The 21,582-nt window shown below is 43.7% G+C and carries 17 protein-coding genes and 1 pseudogene; 11 read left to right on the forward strand and 7 right to left on the reverse strand.

Annotated features, from left to right (window positions below; translation table 11 throughout):
• The first annotated feature begins 236 nt into the window (after positions 1 to 236).
• The 4 genes and pseudogenes from L4D09_RS03675 (at position 237) to L4D09_RS03690 (ending at position 2,856) form a co-directional block, all read left to right on the forward strand.
• Positions 237 to 1,106, forward strand: coding sequence for an oligogalacturonate-specific porin KdgM family protein (locus L4D09_RS03675; RefSeq protein ID WP_428456146.1), 870 nt, complete (start codon positions 237 to 239; stop codon positions 1,104 to 1,106).
• Between the two features lie 109 nt (positions 1,107 to 1,215).
• Positions 1,216 to 1,317: pseudogene (locus tag L4D09_RS03680) on the forward strand (type II secretion system protein); the annotation flags it as partial.
• A 71-nt stretch (positions 1,318 to 1,388) separates the two neighbouring features.
• Positions 1,389 to 2,018, forward strand: coding sequence for a thioredoxin domain-containing protein (locus L4D09_RS03685; RefSeq protein ID WP_428456147.1), 630 nt, complete (start codon positions 1,389 to 1,391; stop codon positions 2,016 to 2,018).
• 139 nt (positions 2,019 to 2,157) lie between these two features.
• Positions 2,158 to 2,856, forward strand: coding sequence for a LuxR family transcriptional regulator (locus L4D09_RS03690; protein WP_428456148.1), 699 nt, complete (start codon positions 2,158 to 2,160; stop codon positions 2,854 to 2,856).
• A 95-nt stretch (positions 2,857 to 2,951) separates the two neighbouring features.
• On the opposite strand, the gene L4D09_RS03695 is transcribed toward L4D09_RS03690, so the two are convergent.
• Both L4D09_RS03695 and yfcC read right to left on the reverse strand, forming a co-directional pair.
• The gene (locus L4D09_RS03695; RefSeq protein ID WP_428456149.1) at positions 2,952 to 3,959 is read right to left on the reverse strand and encodes a succinylglutamate desuccinylase/aspartoacylase family protein; all 1,008 of its coding nucleotides are present in this window, start codon (positions 3,957 to 3,959) and stop codon (positions 2,952 to 2,954) included.
• Between the two features lie 159 nt (positions 3,960 to 4,118).
• Positions 4,119 to 5,597: a putative basic amino acid antiporter YfcC gene (yfcC, locus tag L4D09_RS03700; protein WP_428456327.1), complete on the reverse strand. Its 1,479-nt coding sequence runs from the start codon at positions 5,595 to 5,597 to the stop codon at positions 4,119 to 4,121.
• Positions 5,598 to 5,890: 293 nt separating this feature from the next.
• Between yfcC and L4D09_RS03705 the strand changes: the two genes are divergently transcribed.
• Positions 5,891 to 7,126 carry a styrene monooxygenase/indole monooxygenase family protein gene (locus L4D09_RS03705; protein WP_428456150.1) on the forward strand — a complete coding sequence of 412 codons (1,236 nt, stop codon included), beginning with the start codon at positions 5,891 to 5,893 and terminating at the stop codon, positions 7,124 to 7,126.
• Positions 7,127 to 7,236: 110 nt separating this feature from the next.
• On the opposite strand, the gene L4D09_RS03710 is transcribed toward L4D09_RS03705, so the two are convergent.
• A complete protein-coding gene (locus tag L4D09_RS03710; protein ID WP_428456151.1) occupies positions 7,237 to 9,684 on the reverse strand; it encodes a family 20 glycosylhydrolase in 2,448 nt (815 codons plus the stop codon).
• A 412-nt stretch (positions 9,685 to 10,096) separates the two neighbouring features.
• Between L4D09_RS03710 and yidA the strand changes: the two genes are divergently transcribed.
• The 4 genes from yidA to L4D09_RS03730 all read left to right on the forward strand — a co-directional run bounded on the left by yidA (position 10,097) and on the right by L4D09_RS03730 (position 14,281).
• Positions 10,097 to 10,906, forward strand: coding sequence for a sugar-phosphatase (gene yidA / locus L4D09_RS03715; RefSeq protein ID WP_428456152.1), 810 nt, complete (start codon positions 10,097 to 10,099; stop codon positions 10,904 to 10,906).
• Between the two features lie 147 nt (positions 10,907 to 11,053).
• On the forward strand, positions 11,054 to 12,385 hold the full coding sequence (locus L4D09_RS03720; RefSeq protein WP_428456153.1) for an aspartate aminotransferase family protein: 1,332 nt from the start codon (positions 11,054 to 11,056) through the stop codon (positions 12,383 to 12,385).
• 2 nt (positions 12,386 to 12,387) lie between these two features.
• Entirely contained in the window at positions 12,388 to 13,263 is an 876-nt protein-coding gene (locus L4D09_RS03725; RefSeq protein ID WP_428456154.1) for a beta-keto acid cleavage family enzyme, read from the forward strand.
• A gap of 46 nt (positions 13,264 to 13,309) precedes the next feature.
• Positions 13,310 to 14,281 (forward strand): TAXI family TRAP transporter solute-binding subunit, encoded by a 972-nt coding sequence (locus L4D09_RS03730; RefSeq protein ID WP_428456155.1) that lies wholly within the window; start codon positions 13,310 to 13,312, stop codon positions 14,279 to 14,281.
• Positions 14,282 to 14,363: 82 nt separating this feature from the next.
• Here L4D09_RS03730 and L4D09_RS03735 read toward each other — a convergent pair whose 3' ends face one another.
• Together L4D09_RS03735 and L4D09_RS03740 are read right to left on the reverse strand one after the other, a co-directional pair.
• Positions 14,364 to 15,257 carry a LysR substrate-binding domain-containing protein gene (locus L4D09_RS03735; RefSeq protein ID WP_428456156.1) on the reverse strand — a complete coding sequence of 298 codons (894 nt, stop codon included), beginning with the start codon at positions 15,255 to 15,257 and terminating at the stop codon, positions 14,364 to 14,366.
• 59 nt (positions 15,258 to 15,316) lie between these two features.
• Entirely contained in the window at positions 15,317 to 16,039 is a 723-nt protein-coding gene (locus L4D09_RS03740) for a hypothetical protein (RefSeq protein WP_428456157.1), read from the reverse strand.
• Between the two features lie 219 nt (positions 16,040 to 16,258).
• Here L4D09_RS03740 and L4D09_RS03745 point away from each other — a divergent pair, with 219 nt between their 5' ends.
• Positions 16,259 to 18,529 carry a cytochrome c3 family protein gene (locus L4D09_RS03745; protein WP_428456158.1) on the forward strand — a complete coding sequence of 757 codons (2,271 nt, stop codon included), beginning with the start codon at positions 16,259 to 16,261 and terminating at the stop codon, positions 18,527 to 18,529.
• A 2-nt stretch (positions 18,530 to 18,531) separates the two neighbouring features.
• Here the strand turns inward: L4D09_RS03745 and L4D09_RS03750 are convergent, their stop codons facing one another.
• On the reverse strand, positions 18,532 to 19,458 hold the full coding sequence (locus L4D09_RS03750; protein WP_428456159.1) for a LysR family transcriptional regulator: 927 nt from the start codon (positions 19,456 to 19,458) through the stop codon (positions 18,532 to 18,534).
• Between the two features lie 84 nt (positions 19,459 to 19,542).
• Between L4D09_RS03750 and L4D09_RS03755 the strand changes: the two genes are divergently transcribed.
• The gene (locus L4D09_RS03755; protein WP_428456160.1) at positions 19,543 to 20,718 is read left to right on the forward strand and encodes an MFS transporter; all 1,176 of its coding nucleotides are present in this window, start codon (positions 19,543 to 19,545) and stop codon (positions 20,716 to 20,718) included.
• Positions 20,719 to 20,829: 111 nt separating this feature from the next.
• Here the strand turns inward: L4D09_RS03755 and L4D09_RS03760 are convergent, their stop codons facing one another.
• On the reverse strand, positions 20,830 to 21,483 hold the full coding sequence (locus tag L4D09_RS03760; RefSeq protein WP_428456328.1) for a PEP-CTERM sorting domain-containing protein: 654 nt from the start codon (positions 21,481 to 21,483) through the stop codon (positions 20,830 to 20,832).
• Between the last annotated feature and the right edge of the window lie 99 nt (positions 21,484 to 21,582).

Consider the following 21,582-nt stretch of genomic DNA (forward strand, 5'->3'; position numbering starts at 1 on the left):
ATCCCAGATAAATTTCATAAGAATAAAAAATACAATGTTTTATAAATGACTGTTTGGACTGGTGTTTTATTAGAATGACTAGCTGCATTAAGATCAAATTAACCTCACCCAACGTTAAATATTAAGTATCATCTGTAAAAATAGTTATTGAAACCCTGTAATCAAATCACTATAGTTCGACACCGAACCAAAGGTTCGAAATCAAACCATTATGTTTTTATTAGGTCGTACTAACAATGAAAAAGACACTGCTTTTTGCTATTACTGCAACCGTTTTCTCATCAGCAACTTTCGCGGGAACTATTGCGGAAATCTCTCAAGCAACTGACAACGAAACGTCACTGAAGCTTGGTCACGCGCTAGATAACGGTATTTCTTTCGGTATCGAAGGCGTATACAGCAACAATGGCGTTACTGACATTCTTGGCACTAAAAAAGGTGCAGGCTACAAAGAAACAACCCTCGGGGCTGCATGGAAAGTTGCTATCACGGATAATGCATGGGTACAGCCACAAATCGCTTATACCATTCCAAGTAACACCAGCTTCAAAATTAGTGATGATTTTCGTCCATCACCTAGCGAGGAAATTTCCCTCGACAAGTATTCTGTTTCAGGTGAAAAAGGCAATACGCTGAAAGTTGGCTTAAAAGCAGGCTACGACTTTGATAACGGTGTATATGTAGCAGGACGTTATCGTTACGACATGCGCGATGACAACTTAAGCTTAAATGGGCTTGATTCAGCCAAAAACACCATGAATATTGATATTGATGGGGCAAACTCTGTTCACAGAACAGACTTGACCTTTGGCTATACCATGGATGTTGTTGACCTTTCGGTTAACTGGATTCACAAAGAAGCAGAAGATAGCTTTAAGGGCTCTTTCTCTGAGAAAAACAGCAAAGGGAAAGTCGTAGAAAAAGGATCCAATAAAATTGGTAAGACGAAAGCGAGGCAAGACGAGTTCGAAATGAAAGCCGTACTGCTTACAGCTGGCGATGTGAAACCATACATCCAGTACACAGTTAAGTCAGACGTTAAGCTAGATAACGCAAAAATAACCCAAGATAACGTGTTCAAGCTAGGTGTTGCATACGCTTTCTAAACTCCAACTCTGTCAAAGCCCAGCCTATGGTTGGGCTTTTTACTAAAGGCGAATTAGACATATTGGCGCCTAACTCCGTTAACAACCAGAATATCTATAGGTACGAGACGTGAAAAACCGAAACGGATTCACTCTTATCGAAGTCGTCATTGCCATCGTTCTACTCGGCGTATTATCTGCTCTAGCAACTTCCCTATTCATTGGTCCCTCTTTTAACGGATGTTAACCCTACTCTTGCTCCTTTGACTGGCTTAACCATAACCAAAGCACTTCGGAAGTTGAATGAAAAAAATGATCACCATATTAACCGCTTTACTCACTATCGCTATTTTCTTACCCAACCTCAGTCAGGCTGGGCGCCCCACACCTGAAGAAGGTGTTAAGTACTTCAACCTGAAACATCAAGTGCCAAACGCTCCCGATATCGCGAAAGTTTTTGCGCTTTCCTGCCCTGCCTGCGCGAAAATAAATAGGCTTACAGGTGATATAGAAACGTTAGCAGGAATCAAAATCTATAAGATCCATGCTGTATTTAATGAAAACACGAAAAATGATGCAAAATTCTACTACACAGCAGTCAGTCAGACGGGTAACCAACCGTCTGAAAAGTTCATGGAGGCCGCGTTCGCTCTCTACCATTCAGAAATACTCAGCGAGGCTTCTCCAGTCGATGACGAGAGCAAAGGCACCATTTTAAAAAACGCCAAGTTAAATACTTATAAAGACCTAACAGAGGTACAAAAAATAGATGTCGATATCCAGCTACTCCAAGCCGAAAGATTTACACAAGAGGCAAATGTCTACTCTATTCCCTCATTTGTTGTTAAAGGGAAGTACTTAGTAAATCTTAAAGCACACACCAGCATTGAAGATTTAGCCATCACGATAAAGTACCTAAACGGAATGATTTGATGGGAGCCTATCGGCTAGAGGTCTTGATACCAATCGTTATGAATTCTGGCCCATAGCTATTGGGCCAAAGCTGCTGCAGACAAAAAAAGTGGGGAATTCTACTACTTTTTTTTTACTAACAACTTGATAGAATAGCGCGGTGAATTTAGACGAATCTACATACTTATCCGTGCTTATTCACATGCTAGACACTAACCCGAACCCTGCTGGGCTAAAGGCTAAAAATGGACAATTCCTTTTTGCCAATAAGGCTTACAGACAATTGGTGAATGCACCACAGGATATCGAGGGGCTATATGATTGTGATCTACCATGTGACACCGCCCAATTTGCATCTGTCTTTGCCCAGCAAGATAGGCATGCAATTAAAGATAACAAGACAGTAACTACCATTGATATTCATAGGTATTCTCATGGTTATGATGCGTTTACCTTTCAAAAACGACCTATTGTTATCAATGGCTCTCCTTGGGGGATCATGTTTAATGCCGCCAACCTAAGAGAATTAGTTAGCCTCACCTCTTTTACAGAGATCATGACTTTCAACAAAGGGGCAGACTCATTTTCAACCATGCAGCGAAAAGAGATGCAGCTTACACCGTCTCAAGAAATTGTACTGTTTTGGCTCTTGCGGGGGCGCCAAACTAAGCAAATTGCTCAGTTGATCCATCGCACGCCTAAAGCCGTTGAAAAGCAAATTGCTAACCTTATCATTCGCTTTACACCATACGGTGTGATAAATCGAGCTTCATTAATTGATTATGCTCGTTGTAATGGTTGGCTGTCTGTCATTCCAGAGCAACTCTTACGACAACCAACCTCTGTCATTGTTAACTAGTCTCAGTGTGACGGAGACGTTTCCTTCGGACCAAAAGGCTCTGCATAGCAGAGCCTTTTGTGTTTATTAGCGACAGTGTTATAGCGGGGTCTAATTTATTTGAGCAACCGTACTAATAAGGTGCCCGGCTCACGCATTGGATCTTGGTTCACACTCAATACATAACCATTCGTAGGCGCATGATAGCGCTGAATTTCATCACCAAAACTATCATATTGAATCGCAACCAGCTGGCCAATTTCAACAACCTTCCCAATCGACACCTGTGGTAACGCAAACCCCCCAAGAGTTGCACGAATAGTAAAGACTTCCTTCCCCTCAAAGCATTCAAACTCTGGTAATTGAATATCGGCATCAATCAAGCCTTCAGCACTTAAAATATTCATAACGCCATTTAAAGAGCGTTCAATCATGTCAGGCTGAAGTACCTTACCCGCACCAACTTCCACTGTAATTGACGGCACACCACTGCGGTTCCAAACGGTTTCAAGTACCCCGTCATCACCTGGATCATCAAAAATACAGTCAGGGTTCATTAAACGCGCCATTTTCACAGCTTGAGGAATACGATAATCAGCAAATACGTACAAGGGATATTCCGCACCCCGTGTTTGGGTATGAAGATCAATAGCAAGATCGGCATTATGGCCTAACAGATCATGCCAAATCGCGGCAATATAACGTTGGGCAGCATCACCGTCAGGCTTACCCGGAAAGATACGATTAAGGTTCGTGGGGGAGGCGTCGGGATCAGAAAGAATAAAATCACGAGTGTGCATCAACATACCAGAAACATTGACGGTAGGTACAATCACGACTGTTCCGTTAACGGTCTTCTCAGCAAGAACTTGAATTATTTTTTGAGCCGTGATCACGCCGTTCAATTCATCACCATGTACGCCAGCAGTGATCATAACTTTACGCGCACCATCTCCTTGCTCGCCCCGGTAAACCACTACCGGCAGATGCCAACTTTGACCAATGCCATTCGCCTGTGGGCGGAACCAAAAGCGATGGCAGCCTGTCGGCAATTCATCCACATTTAGTTGAGAAATAACTTGGTGTCCCTGCAAGATATCATCGGTATAGACTGTCGTTTTCACATTAACCTCCCTTGATACTGTTGTACTAAAGCATCACTGCTAGCAAATTTAATTGGCGGATTGCTTATTCAACCACCATGTTAACTCAAATATCAATAAAAAAAGGGCAGTCAGAACTGCCCATTTATACTAATTAACTTATCAACTGGCTTAGCCTGTTTATGCAAAGCCCATCAAGTGCGCTGCAACAACAACCACGCTCGACAATACGAATAACACCACAATAAAGCGCCAACAGAACCTCGCCCAATCACCCCAGTCGATACGACATACACCAAGGGTTGCCATTAACGACGCCGAGGTTGGAACAATAATGTTGGTAAAGCCATCACCAAGCTGGAAGGCAAGAACAGCAACTTGGCGTGTTACACCCGCTAAATCTGCTAATGGTGCCATCAACGGCATGGTTAGTGCAGCCTGACCCGAACCGGATGTCACAAAGAAATTAAAGATAGCTTGGAAGGTAAACATTAACCATGCAGCAATCGCTTCTGGCAATGATCCAATAACATCCCCCGCACTGCTTAAAATTGAGTTCAGTACACTGGCTTCTGTTGCGTCACCACCGCCGCCGAGGATCAACAAAATACCTTTTGCACTACCCACCAGCAAAGCGGGAGCCAGCATAATACTTGCGCCCTCTTTAAAAGAGTTCGCCATGTCATTAACCGTCATGCCATTCAAACGGAAAATAACACCAATCAAACCAGCAACAAAGCCCATGGTGAAAAACTGAGAAGCAATTTCAGGAATATACCATGCATGGACAACAACGCCCCAAATCACCCAAACCATTGAAGCAACAACAGTCAGCAACACTAAGGTATCGCCCAAGATCCAACGAGAGTCTGTTAGATTATCTGTTTGCCCTTTGAAATGCGCATCACCCTTTTGGCTATAAGATTTAGAAGGGTCTTTTTTTACGGTATTGGCATACCACATCGTGAATGCAATGCCGAGAATAGTGAAGAAAATCCATAGCGCGATACGTACAGATGCACCCGAAAGTACTGGTACACCAGCGATTCCTTGAGCAACAGCAACCGAGAATGGGTTCATCCAAGATGACGCAAAGCCAATTTGGGTGGCTACATAGGTAACCATGACAGTCGTGATACCGTCATAACCAATCCGCACCATCAATGGCGCAATAATAATGGCAAAGGCTACTGCTTCTTCTCCCATTCCAAATACCGCCCCACCCAGCGAGAAGAGCGAGAAAAGTACCGGAATAAACAAAGACTCACTGCCTTTGGTACGGTCTATCAGACGCAAGATACCGTTATCGATCGTACCGGTTCGCATGACAATGCCAAATGCACCACCAATCACCAGCATGAACATGATAACCCCGACCGCAGAGCCCCACTTCGAGCCAGAAACAAGGCCCTCAAACACAAAGTTCATTAAGCCAATGCCGCCACCGCTGGCAAATAAACCAACAGTGTTATAAACAAGGTTCCCCTGTTCATCTGTCGCGTGAGTAAATGACGCAGGATCGAGTACGGTGCGGGTCTTTTCAGCCCCGTCGGCCACATAAGTAATATCTTGGGTTTCAAACATGCCAGCCGGGATAACGTAAGTCATCGCGGTTGCCAGTAAGGCAATAAAGAAAATTAATACCAGTGTGTCTGGCATTTTCCAGGTTTTATTTTGGACAACGTCCGATGTTGTAGTGCTCATTATAATTGTTCATCTACTGCTAAAGATTAAGCATAAAATATCGCTAAATTCGCATACAATGTCAATTATCAAATATATTTTAACTAATAATGCAGATTTAATATCTATCAGCTTGAGTGATACATCACAGCCCTTGTATACACCAAAAGAACCTAATTGCATATAAATCACTCGTACTACATACTGACGTAAGCCTTCAATGCTGATACAGCATCAGCTAAAAAATAATAATGGTTCAAGGGAAAGCAATGAGAAAAATTACGATTATCGGAGCCGGTCAGGCTGGCCTTCAGCTCGGAATAGGGCTGCTACAACATGGCTACCACGTCAAATTGGTTACTGATAAACAGCCAGAAGAGATTGAGCACGGCTATGTTATGTCGACCCAATGCATGTTTCATTCAGCCCTCAATGCCGAACGCCAGTTAAAACTCGATAACTGGCAGGACACTTGTCCGGAAATTCGTTCGATCAATCTTTGTATCACGGCACCTGACGCACCAGGCAGTAAGGCTATCGAATGGCAAGGAGAGTTAGAACATATAGCCCAATCTGTCGATCAACGGATCAAATTCCCAGCTTGGATGACACAGTTCACACAGCAAGGCGGGTTACTTGAGTTCAAGCAGATCACCGAACATGAACTCGACGACTATGCAGCAGAGAGCGATTTAGTCATTGTTGCATCAGGTAAAGGTGAAATCGGACAACTCTTTAAGACTGATGACAGTCGTACGAATTTCACCCAACCACAGCGTTCCCTCTCATTATTGTATGTTTCCCACCCCGACCAAGACAGCCAACTCAGTAAAGTGAGCTTTAATGTCATTCCCGGCGTAGGGGAATATTTTGTCATGCCAGTACTCTCCCGTTCAGGGCCATGTGAAGCCATGCTTTTTGAGGCTATCCCCGGCAGCCCGATGGACTGCTTCAAGCCAGACGATTCACCGGAGCAGCGATTGACTACCGCCAAGCAGCTTTTACAGCACTACCTGCCCTGGGAGGCCGAACGTGTAAATACTGCGACCCTTACAGATGCAAAAGCAGTTATCCATGGTCAGCTGACACCAACGGTTCGCCACCCAACAGCAACACTCCCCTCTGGAAGTACTGTATTGGGATTGGCAGATGCTGTTTGCCTTAATGATCCCATCACAGGGCAAGGCTCTAATAATGCAGCTAAAGCCGCTCAAGTATACCTATCACGGATCCTTGAACGTGGAGATAAACCGTTTGATACGCAGTGGATGACTGATACTTTCGAGCAGAGCTGGCAACATGCTCAATGGGCCACCCGCTGGACTAACATGATGCTAACCCCACCTCCCGAGTTTGTTCTCAACCTACTGGGCGCAGCAAGCCATCATCAAGTACTCGCTGATCGTATCGCCAATGCGTTTGATGACCCACAAGACCTATTCCCATGGTTTGCCGATGAACAAGAAGCTAGCCGTTATTTAGCAAGTTTAGCGGCGACCTCTTAATCATAGATCTCGCTTTAATGCTAACTACTGCTAACCAAACAAAAAGCGCACCTGTTAAGGTGCGCTTCGGCTATTTTAACTGTCGCCCTCTCGGACGTGTTAACGGCTATTTACCGGCCAAGATTAAGTAGCATCTCTGTCGGTTTAACGATAGCAACAATCGCTTCATCGTAAATCTTCGCGGCATCACTTAGCTGTTGGCTAAACGCGTTATACTCCTTCTCCGTCGGCTGACGATTAACTTCATGCAAACCAATAAGCTGCAGTCCAACTTTAGCCACCTCCACTGTCTTATCAGCAACAATGACAGTATCTACTGAAGCAATGTTATCTGCAAAAATCGGCGCCGATGCTTTGGCTGCTGCCAGAACAGTTTCATAATGCGCTTTCAATTTCGCCAATGCTTGCTTATCACCATTCGCAACCTGCTTTACGTTAGCCTCCATGTCGTACACGGCATAGCTTTCAACTGGCAAAGCATCAACAAAGCGATTTAGGCGCTCATGCTGGTTATAAAGATCACCGTGATTAGGTGTCTGAATCCATTTTTCCCAGTTACGTGCATAATATTGTGCAGGCTCGGTATAGAGAGATAGCGTGACGAGTGGCTGGGCATCTTTACCATTGGCAATGCGCTTATACATAATGTCAGCATTGAAGTGATGCTGAAGTCCCATAGAAATCTCAGACCAAGTATCAACCGCTTTCATACGCTTATACATGCTGTCTTCATCGGTCAGTGATTCACTCGACCAGAAACGCTCAGCAATGGCATAGCTACGTGGCCAGATTCTATTTTCAACCGTCATTGAATCGAGGTTTTCAGCCCAAACCGTGATTTCACCACCCAAGATCAATGACTGCTCATCTTTGGTTAGCTCAGCAGGGTAACCGCCATCAGGTGCAGGAATTTCTGAACCTTCAAGCTCTGTACCCGCAATCAATTTACCTGTCGTCGGCCAACGTACGTTACCAATCAGCTGATAGCTTTCTTGCGCTAATTCACCACCTTCAAATGCCAAGTTGAACTCGGTGTAAGACATAAAGTTATCAAAGTGGCCACGGAACACTTTCCCTGGTACGTATTCGAGGATATATACCTCTTCACGTGATTTACCGTTGTAATCAGTAAATGCGCGGAACTCGCCATCAGTACCTTCAATGATGGTGATCAAGCCAGAACGCGGGCCACCCTTGGTACGTGGTTTCGACCATTCATAAGTCGCGAACTTCTCGCCTGCGTGTAGCTTGTCATCAACCGTGATCCCGGTTGGCATCGGATCATTACGGTAATGATAACTGGTTGGCTGAGGCTGATCTAAGTAGTAGCCTGTCGATAGAATACCTTGGTAGCCTTCTTTGGCTGCTCGACCGATACTGTCATGGCCACGCCAGCTCTGAATAACCACCGACTTTGGTAGATCTTTATGCCAAATCTCATCCCAGCCCATGACTTTCTTGCCGCGTTCGTCCAACATTTTTTCAACTTGGGTGTTCAGATAAGACTGTAAGCCACGGTTACCGTCTAACTTTTTATCCGCAATAAATTGTTGGATTTCTTCACTATCAGTCCACTGCGCATAATTTGGCTCATCACCACCGATATGGAAGTACTCATCAGGGAAAAGCGCAACCACTTCGTCAAACACCTTGCCTAAAAAGGTATACAGCTCTGGGTTGGTTGGGTCCATTAATGGAACAAATACGCCCCACTCACGCTGATGCGGGTAAGCTTGTCCTTCGCCACCCGACATTAATTCTGGGTAAGCATGAGCCACTGCCGAAGCATGACCAGGCAGAGAAATCTCAGGAATAACGCGAATACCTAGGTTGCGAGCATATTCAACAACATCACGAATTTCGTCTTTGCTGTAATAGTCGCCATCGGCTGTTTTCTGCCACAACTTAGGGTAGCTATCTAGCTGGATACGGATAGCCTGATCATCCCAAATATGCCAATGGAAAATATTCAGTTTGGCTGAAGCCATCGCATCAAGCTGACGCTTGATCACATCCACTTCAATAAAATGACGAGAGGTATCGTAAGATACACCACGCCAAGGGAAGCGAGGTTCATCTTCAATGCTAACTTCTGGCACAAAGTTTCCTTTGCTGTCAGTCGCAACAAGTTGGAGTAAGGTTTCAATACCACGAATCGCACCATACGGACGCTCAGAAGTCAGAACTATCTTGCCACCCTTTGCTGTTAGCGTGTAAGACTCGTCAGCATCAATTGATTGAACTTCAGTCTTAGCCGGTTGCTTAATGTCGATAACCAATACCGCATCAGCTTCACTTTCTGCCGTTGGCGAGAGCATCGGCACACCCGTCTGACGCTCTAGCCGCTTTAACAAGCGCTTCGCGGTAAAATCTACTCGCTCAGAGGAAAAGCCTTTAAGATAAATATTGAAGTTATGGTCGATGTTCACCCGGCCTTCACTCAATTCAACAGAATGCGGGTATGGCATTAGGTTTAAATCGGTATTTGGCGCACCAGCCAATACCGCTGGCGATAATATTGCGCCCATAACAAGTGCAGACAAGATTTTTTTCTTCATGACCATTCCTTAAGCGAGGAGGATATTTATAAAATCACGTTAATTTTAAATTTGCAGAACAAATTAAACAGTGAGGAAAGACACATAAGGATTGAAGATGTTTGATAGTTTCAAACAAAAAACAAAGGAAAAAGCATCAATAGATAATACAAACAATAGGTTAAATGATGTTATAAAATCACTAAGATCTGCACAATAATCGTTAGAAATATCAAAAAATCATACCTTTATCCCAAAATTTAAGGCATTCCATTCCATCAAATATCTACGCAAAATAAGATCACTCCCACCTGTTATTGATTTAGGTCAGGTAGAACAATCATGTCACCTCAAGATCATTAAATTGTGTCGTGTTGATCACAAAAAGTGATTAAAATAGCGGCTCTAAAATTTTTCACGAATGGATGTTCACATGTATAAATTGGTTGCCCTGGATATGGATGGCACGCTGCTTAACTCAAAGAAAGAAATTTCAACGCGTACCAAACAAGCAATTCAAGCCGCACGCGAACAAGGTGTTCATGTCGTTTTAGCTTCTGGTCGCCCACTAGAAGGAATGGAGAAATACCTGACTGAGCTAGAGATGCTAACAAACAATGACTATGTCTTGAGCTATAACGCATCACTGGTTCAACAAGTTGAAAGCAAAACAGCTATCCGTAAGCAAATTATGAAAGGTAGCGACGCTAAAAATATTGCGAGCCTCGCTAACGATTTTAGTACTTTCGTGCATGCTTTCTCACCTGAACGCGGTCTAATAACCCCAGAAGACAACACTTACACCCAGCACGAATCAGAGATTAACGGTGTGGAGACTACAGTGGTAGATTTCACTGAGTTAACTAACGATGAAGAAATCATCAAGGTAATGATGGTTGCAGAACCAAGCATTCTTACCGCTGCAATCGAGCAATTGCCTGCTGAGCTATACGAACAATACACCATTGTTCAAAGTGCCCCGTTCTTCTTGGAGTTTATGAACAAGAACAGCAACAAAGGAACTGGCGTTGCTATGCTAGCAGAGTACTTAAATCTCACCGCTGATGAAGTGATTTGTATGGGCGATGCGGGTAACGATCACCACATGATTGAATACGCAGGCCTAGGTGTTGCAATGGAAAACGCCACCGAAGATACCAAAGCCCTAGCCAACCACATTACCGCTAGCAACGATGATGACGGTGTGGCCAAAGTAATTGAGCAGTTTATTTTAAATAAATAGCTGCTACTTGCTGACGAAAGGCGAAGTTAAAGTCTTCGCCTTTTCTACTCTATTCCTTTTTCTCATACCCCTCGATTTTATTTCGTTTGTAAAACATACCTGTATACCCAAATCTAATAGCATTATTAGTCCATACAGGAACTCATCATGACAAACGTTTTCCATCGTCACTGCCACGTAAAACTCCCTGTTGTTGCAGGTGGAGATGGAGTGTATTTAATTGACAATAAAGGGAAATATTACTTAGACGGCTGTGGAGGCGCAGCAGTTTCTAACTTAGGACATAATAACTCTCGAATAAAAACGGCAATTAAACAGCAACTTGATGCTATTCCTTACGCACACACCGGCTTTTTCACTAATACCAGCGCTGAACAGCTCGCCAAACGCTTAGCGGATCTTGCACCATCAACGTTAAATCATGTCTACTTTGTTAGTGGTGGCTCAGAAGCGGTTGAGTCGGCATTGAAAATGGCACGCCAGTATTTTGTTGAAACTGGCAAGCCGAGCAAGAGTCAATTCATTGCACGCCGCCAGAGTTATCACGGTAATACATTAGGTGCGCTCTCTGTGGGGGGAAACGAATGGCGCCGTGACCCATTTAAACCCATCTTAACAACCACTCATCATATCGCGCCTTGCTATGCTTATCGTGATCAGCTTGAAATGGAGTCTGAGCAGCAATACAGCGAGCGCACCGCCAATGAACTCGAACAGAAAATCCTAGAAATTGGTGCAGATCATGTCATGGCCTTTATTGCAGAGCCCGTGGTTGGCGCAACAGCTGGCGCTCTCCCTGCTACAAGCGGTTACTTCAAACGAATACGAGAAATTTGCGACCGTTATGACGTATTACTGATCCTTGATGAAGTGATGTGCGGTATTGGCCGTACAGGGACATTTTACGCGTTTGAGCAAGATGAGATCGTACCTGATATTGTAACTGTCGCCAAAGGCTTAGGGGCAGGCTACCAGCCCATTGGGGCGGCTATCGTCAATGATAAAATTTATGATGCTATCGCCAGTGGCAGCGGTTTCTTTCAACATGGCCACACCTTTATGGGTCACCCGATAGCTTGTGCTGCCGCACTTGCCACTGTCGATACCATTCTTGACGACCAACTCCTGAACAGTGTTAAAAGACTTGGAGATCAACTTCAATACAAGCTAGACCAAGCCTTGATGTCATTACCTTATATTGGTGATATTCGAGGCCGAGGGCTATTTATTGGCATCGAGTTAATCGCAGACAAAACAACTAAAGAGCCGCTTCCCATCCACTCTAAAGCACATAGTGCCATCAAAACTGTTGCGATGGAAAACGGCTTAATGTGCTATCCAATGGCAGGGACAATTGATGGAAGACGCGGTCACCATATATTACTAGCACCACCATTCATCATTGAAGAACACCAACTTGATGAACTGGTTAGCAAGCTTAAAACCGCCATTCTAGACGCCTCTATTCACTGGATGTAGCCATGACAAATCACACCATTGCAAACCCAATGACCGAAAATCAAACCACCTTAAATGAAGCTGCAATCATTGTTGCCCCCAATGGTGCGAGAAAAAGCCATTCAGACCACCCCGCACTTCCTATTACCAACGAAGAGATTATCAACGAGGTTATAGCATGCCGTGATGCAGGGGCCGCAATGGTACACCTGCATGCGCGCAATAATGAGGGAAAGCATTCACTTGATATTTCAGACAACATTAAGCTATATCAATCACTTAAAGAGAAAGTGGGTGAGAGTATTATTGTTCAGCTTACAACGGAAGCTATTGGCCAGTATCTGCCCCATCAACAAATAGCGTTGGTAAAAGAAACCAAGCCTGAGGCTGCATCGTTTGCCCTCAGTGAATTGATACCCAATGACAGTCATTTAAGCGATGGATCAGCATTTTTTCACTGGGTAGCAGAAGAAAACATCATTGCACAATACATCTTATATAGTGCCGAGGATCTGCAACGGTATATATCATTCATCAAACAAGGCATATTGCCCACATATAATCACCACCTACTCTTTGTATTAGGCCGATATAGCAAGCAACAAGTCGCCACACCACAAGATCTATCGCCCTATTTACCATATCTACCAGAGATTAATACAAGGTGGGCAGTTTGTGCCTTTGGTAAATATGAACACTTTTGCCTAACCGCTGCTATGCTTATGGGGGCAGATATTAGAGTTGGGTTTGAAAATAATCACCTTAATCATCAAGGTACTATGGCTCAGAACAATGCAGCCCAAGTCACTCATTTACGAACAACCGCTGAATACCTCAATATCAATACTCTTGATGCCCACAGTTTTCGAAGAATATTGACCGCTAGCAAGAGTCCATAAACAAGCTATACACAACCAGCCGTAAACTCATTTAAAAAGGATTTCCATGAGACACACAAAAAAACTATTAACAATAACAACAGCTGCGCTTCTAATGGGTACCGCCTCTTTTTCTCACGCTGCAGATCGCTTTGTCACGATAGGCACAGGTGGTGTAACTGGTGTTTATTATCCGACAGGTGGTGCCATTTGCCGCCTAGTCAATAAGGGAAAAAAAGAACACAACATACGCTGCTCGGTTGAAAGTACCGGGGGCTCTATCTACAACATTAACACCATACGTGCGGGTGAGCTTGATTTGGGTATTGCTCAATCAGATTGGCAATACCACGCGTATAACGGCTCGAGTAAATTTGAGGAAAGCGGTGCATTTAAAGATCTACGTGCTGTTTTCTCTATTCACCCAGAACCTTTCACCATTGTTGCCAGAAGCGATGCTGGGATCAAAACCTTCGAAGATCTAAAAGGCAAGCGCGTTAACATCGGCAACCCCGGTTCAGGCCAACGTGGCACCATGGAAGTCTTAATGACACGCTATGGTTGGACGAATGAAGACTTCAAACTTGCCTCTGAATTAAAGGCATCAGAACAGTCAAAAGCACTGTGTGATAATAAAATCGATGCCATGATTTATACTGTTGGACACCCAAGCGGTGCCATCAAAGAAGCAACAACATCTTGTGAAAGTAAAATCGTAACAGTGGCTAGCCCAACTGTCGAAAAACTGGTTTCCGATAATAGCTTTTACCGTATCGCGACAGTCCCAGGCGGTATGTACAAAGGTAACGCGGAAAACGTAACAACATTTGGTGTGGGTGCAACCTTTGTATCATCAACCTCCGTACCTGATGAAGTGGTATACAACATCGTTAAATCTGTTTTTGAGAACTTTGACGACTTCAGAAAGCTCCACCCCGCTTTCGCTAACTTGAAAAAAGAAGAGATGGTTAAAGACGGGCTATCTGCTCCGCTGCATGACGGCGCAAAGAAATACTATAAAGAAATCGGTTTAATGTAACCCACACACAAAAACCCCCTAACACTCAAAACCCAACCTTCTGATTGGGTTTTGTTTACCTGCTTTGTTACGGCAAAGTATTTCACGGTAATAGCGTTTCACTTAACCATTGATTAAACACACTCACTTTTCTGGAATGTAATTTATATTTAGGGGTAATCATATAATAGCCATAGTGGCTAACCAGTGTGGTACGCAGAGGGTTAACTAACTGTTGTTGTTCAATCAAATGCTCCACCATAAAATCGGGTAATAATGACAACCCTCGGTGGTTTTTTACCGCTTCTAAAGACATATAAAAATGCTCGAAACCCACGCCATAATACGCCATATTACCGTCTAGTTGGTAAGTGGCTTTAAACTGCTCCCACAAGTGAGGCCTCGTAACTTGCGGCAAAAGAACATGCTTATTCAAGTCAGTCATACTCGTGATTGGTTTCTTACTTAAAAGCTCAGAAGAGCCCACTAATAGCAGTGTCTCCTTGTACATTAAGGTCGCATTCTCATAATGTTTCGAAATGGGTAAGCAGCGAATAATAATATCGTTTTCACCACTTACATCATTCACAGGGCCATCACCGGTCTTGAGGCTCACTTGAATATTCGGATACGCTTGAGTGAAACTATCTATGGCTTCAATTAGCCATAAACTAGCAAAAGACGGGGTGACATTTACTGTTAATACTTCTTCAATTTGATCTAATTGCCGTAAGCTGGCTGTCGCATTTTGGACGCTTTCAAGTGCTTCAACAATTTGAGGAAGGTACTGCTGCCCGATGCTTGACAGGCGAATGCCATTCAAGTGTCTTTCAAATAAAGGGAGCCCTAACTGCTGCTCTAACGCCGAGATTTGTTTACTAACAGCACCTTGAGTAACAAAAAGCTCTTTTGCAGCCTTTGAAAAACTTAAATGGTTAGCCACTGCAACAAATGTTCTCAACGCTTTTATTGAGGGAAGCTCACTTCCTTTGAGCACAACATATACCTTATCCCATTAGACTGTAGGTGTTAATTTATGCTGTTCGCCACAATTATTCAACGCTTGTGACTAGGGTGTGTTTTTTTCTGACCAATCAACCTTTCACGTTCATTCGTCGCCCTCGTTCTAATTTCGTGCATCACATAAGTAAGGTGATCCCGCGTCCATTGCTGCCCTGATTTTTTATCATAGTTATTCGGCAACTCAATACCTGCTGGCGCGTAAGCATCAATCCCAAGTTCTTTGGCTGTATCAATGGTACGCAAACTATGCTCATAAAATCCAACAACCACCGTTTTACCCATATTATCAATGCCACCAGCGAGCTCAACTGCGCGTTCAGCAACCCCTTTAGTACATAAGTAATCTATCGTACCTTTCGCGGTTAAACGGGGGTAAATAGCAAACAAATGATGCTCTGGAACTCGCTTGTCAATCGCTTGTGCAATTTCCCATTGAGCATAAATTGGCTTACGTGTTTGATGGTATATTTCAACAACCGCATCCGCTAGTGCCTCATTCATTGGCCCGGGAAGCTGATTGCCATTCGGTAGCGTTCGATTTCCAAATGCAAATGCCAGAATACTCTCAGCTTGTTGCAAAGGTAGCCGCTCACCTTGCCATGTCAGAATATGCGTCATTAAAAATTCAGCGGTGCTGGCTGCAACGTCTTTATCCATAAGTTGTTTTACCAACTTTGCTTCTATTGCCTGTCGCAATTGGGCATCACTCACAGTATCTTCTGGAAGCGCCGTTATCGGACATATCATCGCAGTCATAAATACCAACGTCGTTATAGTAAATTTAGTGTCGTCAAACCCTCAACCAATTGGGTGAAAGCTTATGATGTAGATCATAGTTAAGGGGCTGATTTTAAGGGCAGCTAACTTAGTAGAATCTTACTTCTGCAACAAATTAAAATAACCTTCACTGATGACCGTAATATGAAAGAGGTTACATCTACACTATAAGAAGCATAATAATAACGAGTGGATGCAATGGATTGTTTCAAACACTGTCATATTTTTCTTATCACTGTTTGGGGCATAATTTTTCCTAGCTTTCAACTCAGCGCGACACAGATTCAAAGCTCTAACCCATCCAGCCAGCAATGTGTTAATTGCCACAGCGAGCAGTATCAACAATGGCAACAAAGCCATCATTTCAAAGCAATGGCGAAAGCCACGCCTGAAACGGTTCTAGGCAATTTTAACAATGCAACGTTTGAATATAACGGTATCAAATCTCGATTTTTCCAAAAAGGTAAACAGTTTTTCGTCACTACCGATAACGCTAGAGGAAAGAGAGAAACATTCAAAATTAGCTATACCTTTGGGGTGTATCCATTACAGCAGTACTTGATCGACTTCGACGATGGCCGAAAACAAGTTTTAAACATTATGTGGGACAGTCGACCCAGTTCAGAAGGCGGCCAACGCTGGTATCATCTTTACCCTGAACATCCCAGTATGACGCATGGTCATAACACAGCAGATCGAAGCGCCCCCCATCGCGACGACAACATGCCCGCTGAGGTAACGCATAAAAGCCAGCCGCATTGGACAAAAAACTATTTTAATTGGAACAGCCGTTGTGCAGCTTGTCATTCTACGCAACTTGAAAAGCACTACTCACCCAATTCAAACAGCTACAAAAGCCAATGGCGTGAAATAAATGTAAGTTGTGAAAGTTGCCACGGCAATAGCAATAATCATCTGCGCTGGAGTTCAAAACCAGAAAGAAAACAAAATCGTGATACCAGCAAAGGTTGGGCATTCAGCATTAAAGATAAAGGCACTTGGTCAGCAACGAAAACGGAAAATAGCCCATCGACGTACCGTACATTTAAGAGGGAAGGAGAGCCCGCGAATAAACAAAAAACAGTCTGTGCCAGTTGTCACTCTCGCCGCAGCGAAATAACCACACCCGATCCGTATTTAGACTTTAACGACAATTACATACTCAGCCTGATTGAATCACCGCTCTATTATGCTGATGGTCAAATTCGCGAGGAAGTCTATGTCTGGGGTTCGTTTCTCCAGAGTAAAATGCACCATGAGGGGGTAACGTGCAGTAACTGCCATCAACCCCACAGCTTATCCCTCAAAACGGAAGGCAATGCCTTATGTACTCAATGCCATAATCCCAAAATATTCAATACAACCTCTCACCATCATCACCAAGAAAATACAGCGAGTAGCCAATGCATAAACTGTCACATGACAGAAACTACCTATATGGGTGTAGATGCCCGTCGAGACCACAGTTTCCGTATTCCACGCCCTGTATTGTCAGCGCAAGTGAATGCACCCAATGCATGTAATCAATGCCATCAACAATGGTCTCCAGAGCAAGCTCAGCAGTTTATCAACCAGTGGGAAGCGAGTGATCGCCCTCAGCACTTTGCAATCGCTTTTCAGGCTGCTGATGATTATGCTTTCCAAACAGCAGAAACCAAACAGTGGTTAATCGATATTGCCAGCTCTGCACAGCAGCCTGACATTGTCCGTGCCAGTGCCTTAATTCGTTTCACTCCAGATCAAGATAACCTCGATATAATTGCCTCAGAAATAACAAATACGTCGCCCATTATTAGGCTCGCGGCAATCCGATCGCTTGCCGTTTATCCAATACAAATTCGTTATAATCTACTGTCAAAAAATCTGGATGATCCAAAACTTCCCAAAGAGAAAAAGGCAATAAGAATTGAAATGGCACGCCAACTCGCAGGCTTGCCGCTTGTATCGTTAAGTGTCCATCATGCCGAGCAAGTTCGCTCGCTTAACCATGACTTTCTCCAATACAGCCAATTCAATGCTGATTTCCCCGAAAGCCAAATTATGTTGGGGAATTTTCACCTCAACAATAATGCATTCAAAAAAGCAGAAAAAGCCTATTTACACGCTTTGCTCTTAGATGATGACTCTATAGCCGCAATGGTAAACCTTGCTGAGCTTTACCGCCAAACTCAACGCGATCATCTCGCCGAGCCTTTATTGCAAAAGGCAATAACACAAGAGCCTAACGATGCCAGTCACCACTACGCCATTGGCCTGTTATATATCCGGAAAAATCAACTCGAGTTAGCGCTCACGGCTTTAGAGAGAGCGAGTAATTTACACTACTCCCACCCCGTATTTGCTTATACCTATGCACTTGCACTCCAAGAGAAGAAGCAAGATGACCAAGCCAAAGACTACCTAATTGAGTGGGTGAAAACACATGGCGAAGAACCACAAGTTATGCAGGTTTTAAATAGCTTGCAGTAGCTTTAGGGCACATGATTCCATTGAGTATTATCTTTAATAGCTTGCTTCAAAAACGTTATGAAGAGCCGAGTCTTTTCTGATAAGTACTTATTACTCGGATAAACGGCATATAAAGCTGTTTGAGGCATGATTTCAAACGCATGAGCTATTTGTACCAACTCTTTTTTATTGATTGCGCTTTGCACAAGTACTTTGGGTAATACCGCAATGCCACAACCGGTCATTACCGCTTTCTTCACCGTTAACGCATCGTTACATTGCGCCATCGGTGGGTCGAACATCGTATATTCATTGCCATCATGACGTAGTTTAAAGTGGTATTTCCGAGGGTGAAGCAGCTGTATTTTTGAGTGTTGTCGCAAAACGTCGAACGATAACTGTGACGGCTGTAATGCATCTTCATTTTGGTCAAAGTACTGTGGTGACGTCACCCATATTTGTGGCGAATCTAATAGGTGAATGGCGATTAGTTCAGAGTCAGGCAATGGGCCTATTTGTACTGCAACGTCAATGTCGCCAGTGTAGAGATCTAGATGCGTTTGCGATATTTTTAAATCGAGTTGTATTTGTGGGTACAAGGCCAAGAATTGACTCAGTTGATCTTGGATAAACTCATAATTAAACCCTGTAGGCAAAGAAACAGATAACCTACCGCTCGGTACTTGCTTGAAGCCTGATATTGTTGCACGTGTTGCATCAAGTTGTTCAATAACCAATTGGCAGTGATGGTAAAATTTTTCGCCCTCACTGGTTAAACGTAAATTGCGCGAGTTTCGCTCTAATAAACGGATATCCAAATCCGCTTCTAGCCGGCTAATACTGCGGCTAATGGTCGACTTGGGCATCTCAAGTTTTTTAGCTGCCGCAGAAAAACCACCGCTATCAATCACGGCGACAAATATAGGCATATCGTTAGCGTTCCATTTCATGAACGATTCGTCTCATTATGGCTTCTTGTTCACATATTGGATCGTGATTATGATCATTGTCAATGTCTGCCAGAGTGAATTGCCATGACCCCGAATACTTTTCCAAAGCTATCGATTGTTCTACTTCTATTGGCCACAAGTGCGCTAACAGTAATGGCAGGTACGCTAGTTGGACCTTCATTACCCGCTCTAAATTCACAGTTTGATAATGTTCAACTTGTGTCGTTATTGCTAACTCTACCTGCGCTAGCCGTTGTTGTAACCGCACCGTTTGTTGGAAAACTCACGCATAAATTAGGCCTTAAGCCATTATTTATTTTTTCCTTATTCGGCTATGGCCTTGCTGGAAGTACCGGACTTTGGCTAGACAGCTTGCCTGCACTGCTAATAGGTCGTTTTGCGTTAGGCATGTCTATTGCCGTTATTATGACATTAAGCGCAACCTTGGTATCTAACCTTAGCTCAGGGCAAGGAAGAGAAAAACTGATAGCTTATCAATCTGTTGCAATGAATATGGGAGGGGTCGTATTCGTTGGCTTCGGTGGGTACTTGGCTGATTTACACTGGCGGCTACCATTCTCTTTATATTTATTAGCCATAGCCTTAACAGTCATTGCTGTTTTTACTGTGCCAACAACAGAAAAACAGGCTCGCCAAAAGAAAGTCACCGTATCCCGTCAACAATGGTTCGAAGTACTCCCTTTTTATATCGTTGGCTTCATGATGATGGTGCTGTTTTACATGATCCCTGTCATGTACCCATTTGTTGTCACCGAATTGCTGGACGCTCGCCCGACTCAAATTGGCTTATCACTAGCACTGTTTAGTATTGTTGCGGCCTTTTCTTCTATGTTGCTACCCAAAATTGCAGGAAAAATCAGTGAATACCAAGTGATGGCTTTCGCCGCACTGGCTTTCGCTATTGGCCACCTTTTTATTGCATTGGCAGGTACATGGGTTGGTATGGCGGTTGGAGGGTGTGTTGTAGGTGTAGGGTTTGGCATTATCCTTCCCGCTCTGAACAAAGGCATCGCTGCTCGAAGCGAACCCGCCAATCGCCCACAATTAATGGGGGGCTTTGTTACCGCCTTTTTCCTAGGACAGTTTATCTCACCGATTGCTGGCCGCTTATTCACAACGTCTGATACTCAATCGGCCTTTATCGCGGGAAGCGTTGTGGCATTGACCTTGGCACTTCTATTGTTATTTTTGCCTCGAATTGTTCACCGCCAACAGCATTTATTAACTCGAGCCTCTTAGTAGCTTTGTCGGTCATGGTGAGGGATTACCATGGTTATACACAATGGCGCATTTCTATCAAAATACGATAAAAAGCCCACTTCAAAGTGAGCTCTCTAAATAATATAAATGCTATGCAGTCTGTACTTTACGTTTTAGCGCTCGCATTCCGATCAAACCTAAAGGGAAAAGTAAAAGACTGGCTGGCTCTGGGACGGGGGTGTTATTAGGGGCTCCAGAAGGACCTATGAGTTTTGATGAGCCTGAGCCAAACGCTGTCCCTTGGATGCTTTGTACTCGCATACCAACCCGTTGAGCCAAAAACTGTGTTTCATCAAGACCAGTAATGGTAATGTCAAAACTCAGGGTTTGGATAAAGCCACCTGCTCCACCGTTTTCGCCGACTTCAACCGCAAGATCCCAATCATTCTCACCACTACCGCTTATATTTACATTACTGCCAAGTGAAACACCCACCGAATTTTCATTGAATATAGAGCTGATGACTGTCGTACTCCCCCCAAAGGTTGGCGTACCTGTCAATGCACCAAAATTAGAGAAATCAAACCAAAGTCCGAGTATGTCACCTTGAGTAATACCGGTATTAATAGGTGATGAGATATCAGCGGTTACTGTTACCGTATTCGCACCATTATTATCAAACGTTAACTGACCAAAGAAACCACCACCGTTTGTAACATCTTCTAAGTTCGTTATAACTGTTGCATTAGCGAGGCTACTGGTAGCCAAAATTGTCGCAAATAATATAGCTTTTTTGACATTCATCACTGCTTTCTCTCCTTATGCATATTCATAGAAGAGAAAGCAATATTCGTTCCATTTATATTTGACTTACTTTTTAATATGTTAAAATTTCAACGGACA

Source organism: Photobacterium makurazakiensis (assembly GCF_050336715.1).
GTDB lineage: Bacteria > Pseudomonadota > Gammaproteobacteria > Enterobacterales > Vibrionaceae > Photobacterium > Photobacterium makurazakiensis.

Bases quoted from the DNA above. Each gene is read 5' to 3' on its own strand.
- L4D09_RS03760 (WP_428456328.1), bottom strand. From the start codon at position 21,483: ATGAATGTCAAAAAAGCTATATTATTTGCGACAATTTTGGCTACCAGT.
- yfcC (WP_428456327.1), bottom strand. From the start codon at position 5,597: ATGCCAGACACACTGGTATTAATTTTCTTTATTGCCTTACTGGCAACC.
- L4D09_RS03730 (WP_428456155.1), top strand. From the start codon at position 13,310: ATGAGACACACAAAAAAACTATTAACAATAACAACAGCTGCGCTTCTA.
- L4D09_RS03710 (WP_428456151.1), bottom strand. From the start codon at position 9,684: ATGAAGAAAAAAATCTTGTCTGCACTTGTTATGGGCGCAATATTATCG.
- L4D09_RS03675 (WP_428456146.1), top strand. From the start codon at position 237: ATGAAAAAGACACTGCTTTTTGCTATTACTGCAACCGTTTTCTCATCA.
- yidA (WP_428456152.1), top strand. From the start codon at position 10,097: ATGTATAAATTGGTTGCCCTGGATATGGATGGCACGCTGCTTAACTCA.
- L4D09_RS03725 (WP_428456154.1), top strand. From the start codon at position 12,388: ATGACAAATCACACCATTGCAAACCCAATGACCGAAAATCAAACCACC.
- L4D09_RS03745 (WP_428456158.1), top strand. From the start codon at position 16,259: ATGGATTGTTTCAAACACTGTCATATTTTTCTTATCACTGTTTGGGGC.
- L4D09_RS03740 (WP_428456157.1), bottom strand. From the start codon at position 16,039: ATGACTGCGATGATATGTCCGATAACGGCGCTTCCAGAAGATACTGTG.
- L4D09_RS03755 (WP_428456160.1), top strand. From the start codon at position 19,543: ATGACCCCGAATACTTTTCCAAAGCTATCGATTGTTCTACTTCTATTG.
- L4D09_RS03705 (WP_428456150.1), top strand. From the start codon at position 5,891: ATGAGAAAAATTACGATTATCGGAGCCGGTCAGGCTGGCCTTCAGCTC.
- L4D09_RS03685 (WP_428456147.1), top strand. From the start codon at position 1,389: ATGAAAAAAATGATCACCATATTAACCGCTTTACTCACTATCGCTATT.
- L4D09_RS03750 (WP_428456159.1), bottom strand. From the start codon at position 19,458: ATGAAATGGAACGCTAACGATATGCCTATATTTGTCGCCGTGATTGAT.
- L4D09_RS03720 (WP_428456153.1), top strand. From the start codon at position 11,054: ATGACAAACGTTTTCCATCGTCACTGCCACGTAAAACTCCCTGTTGTT.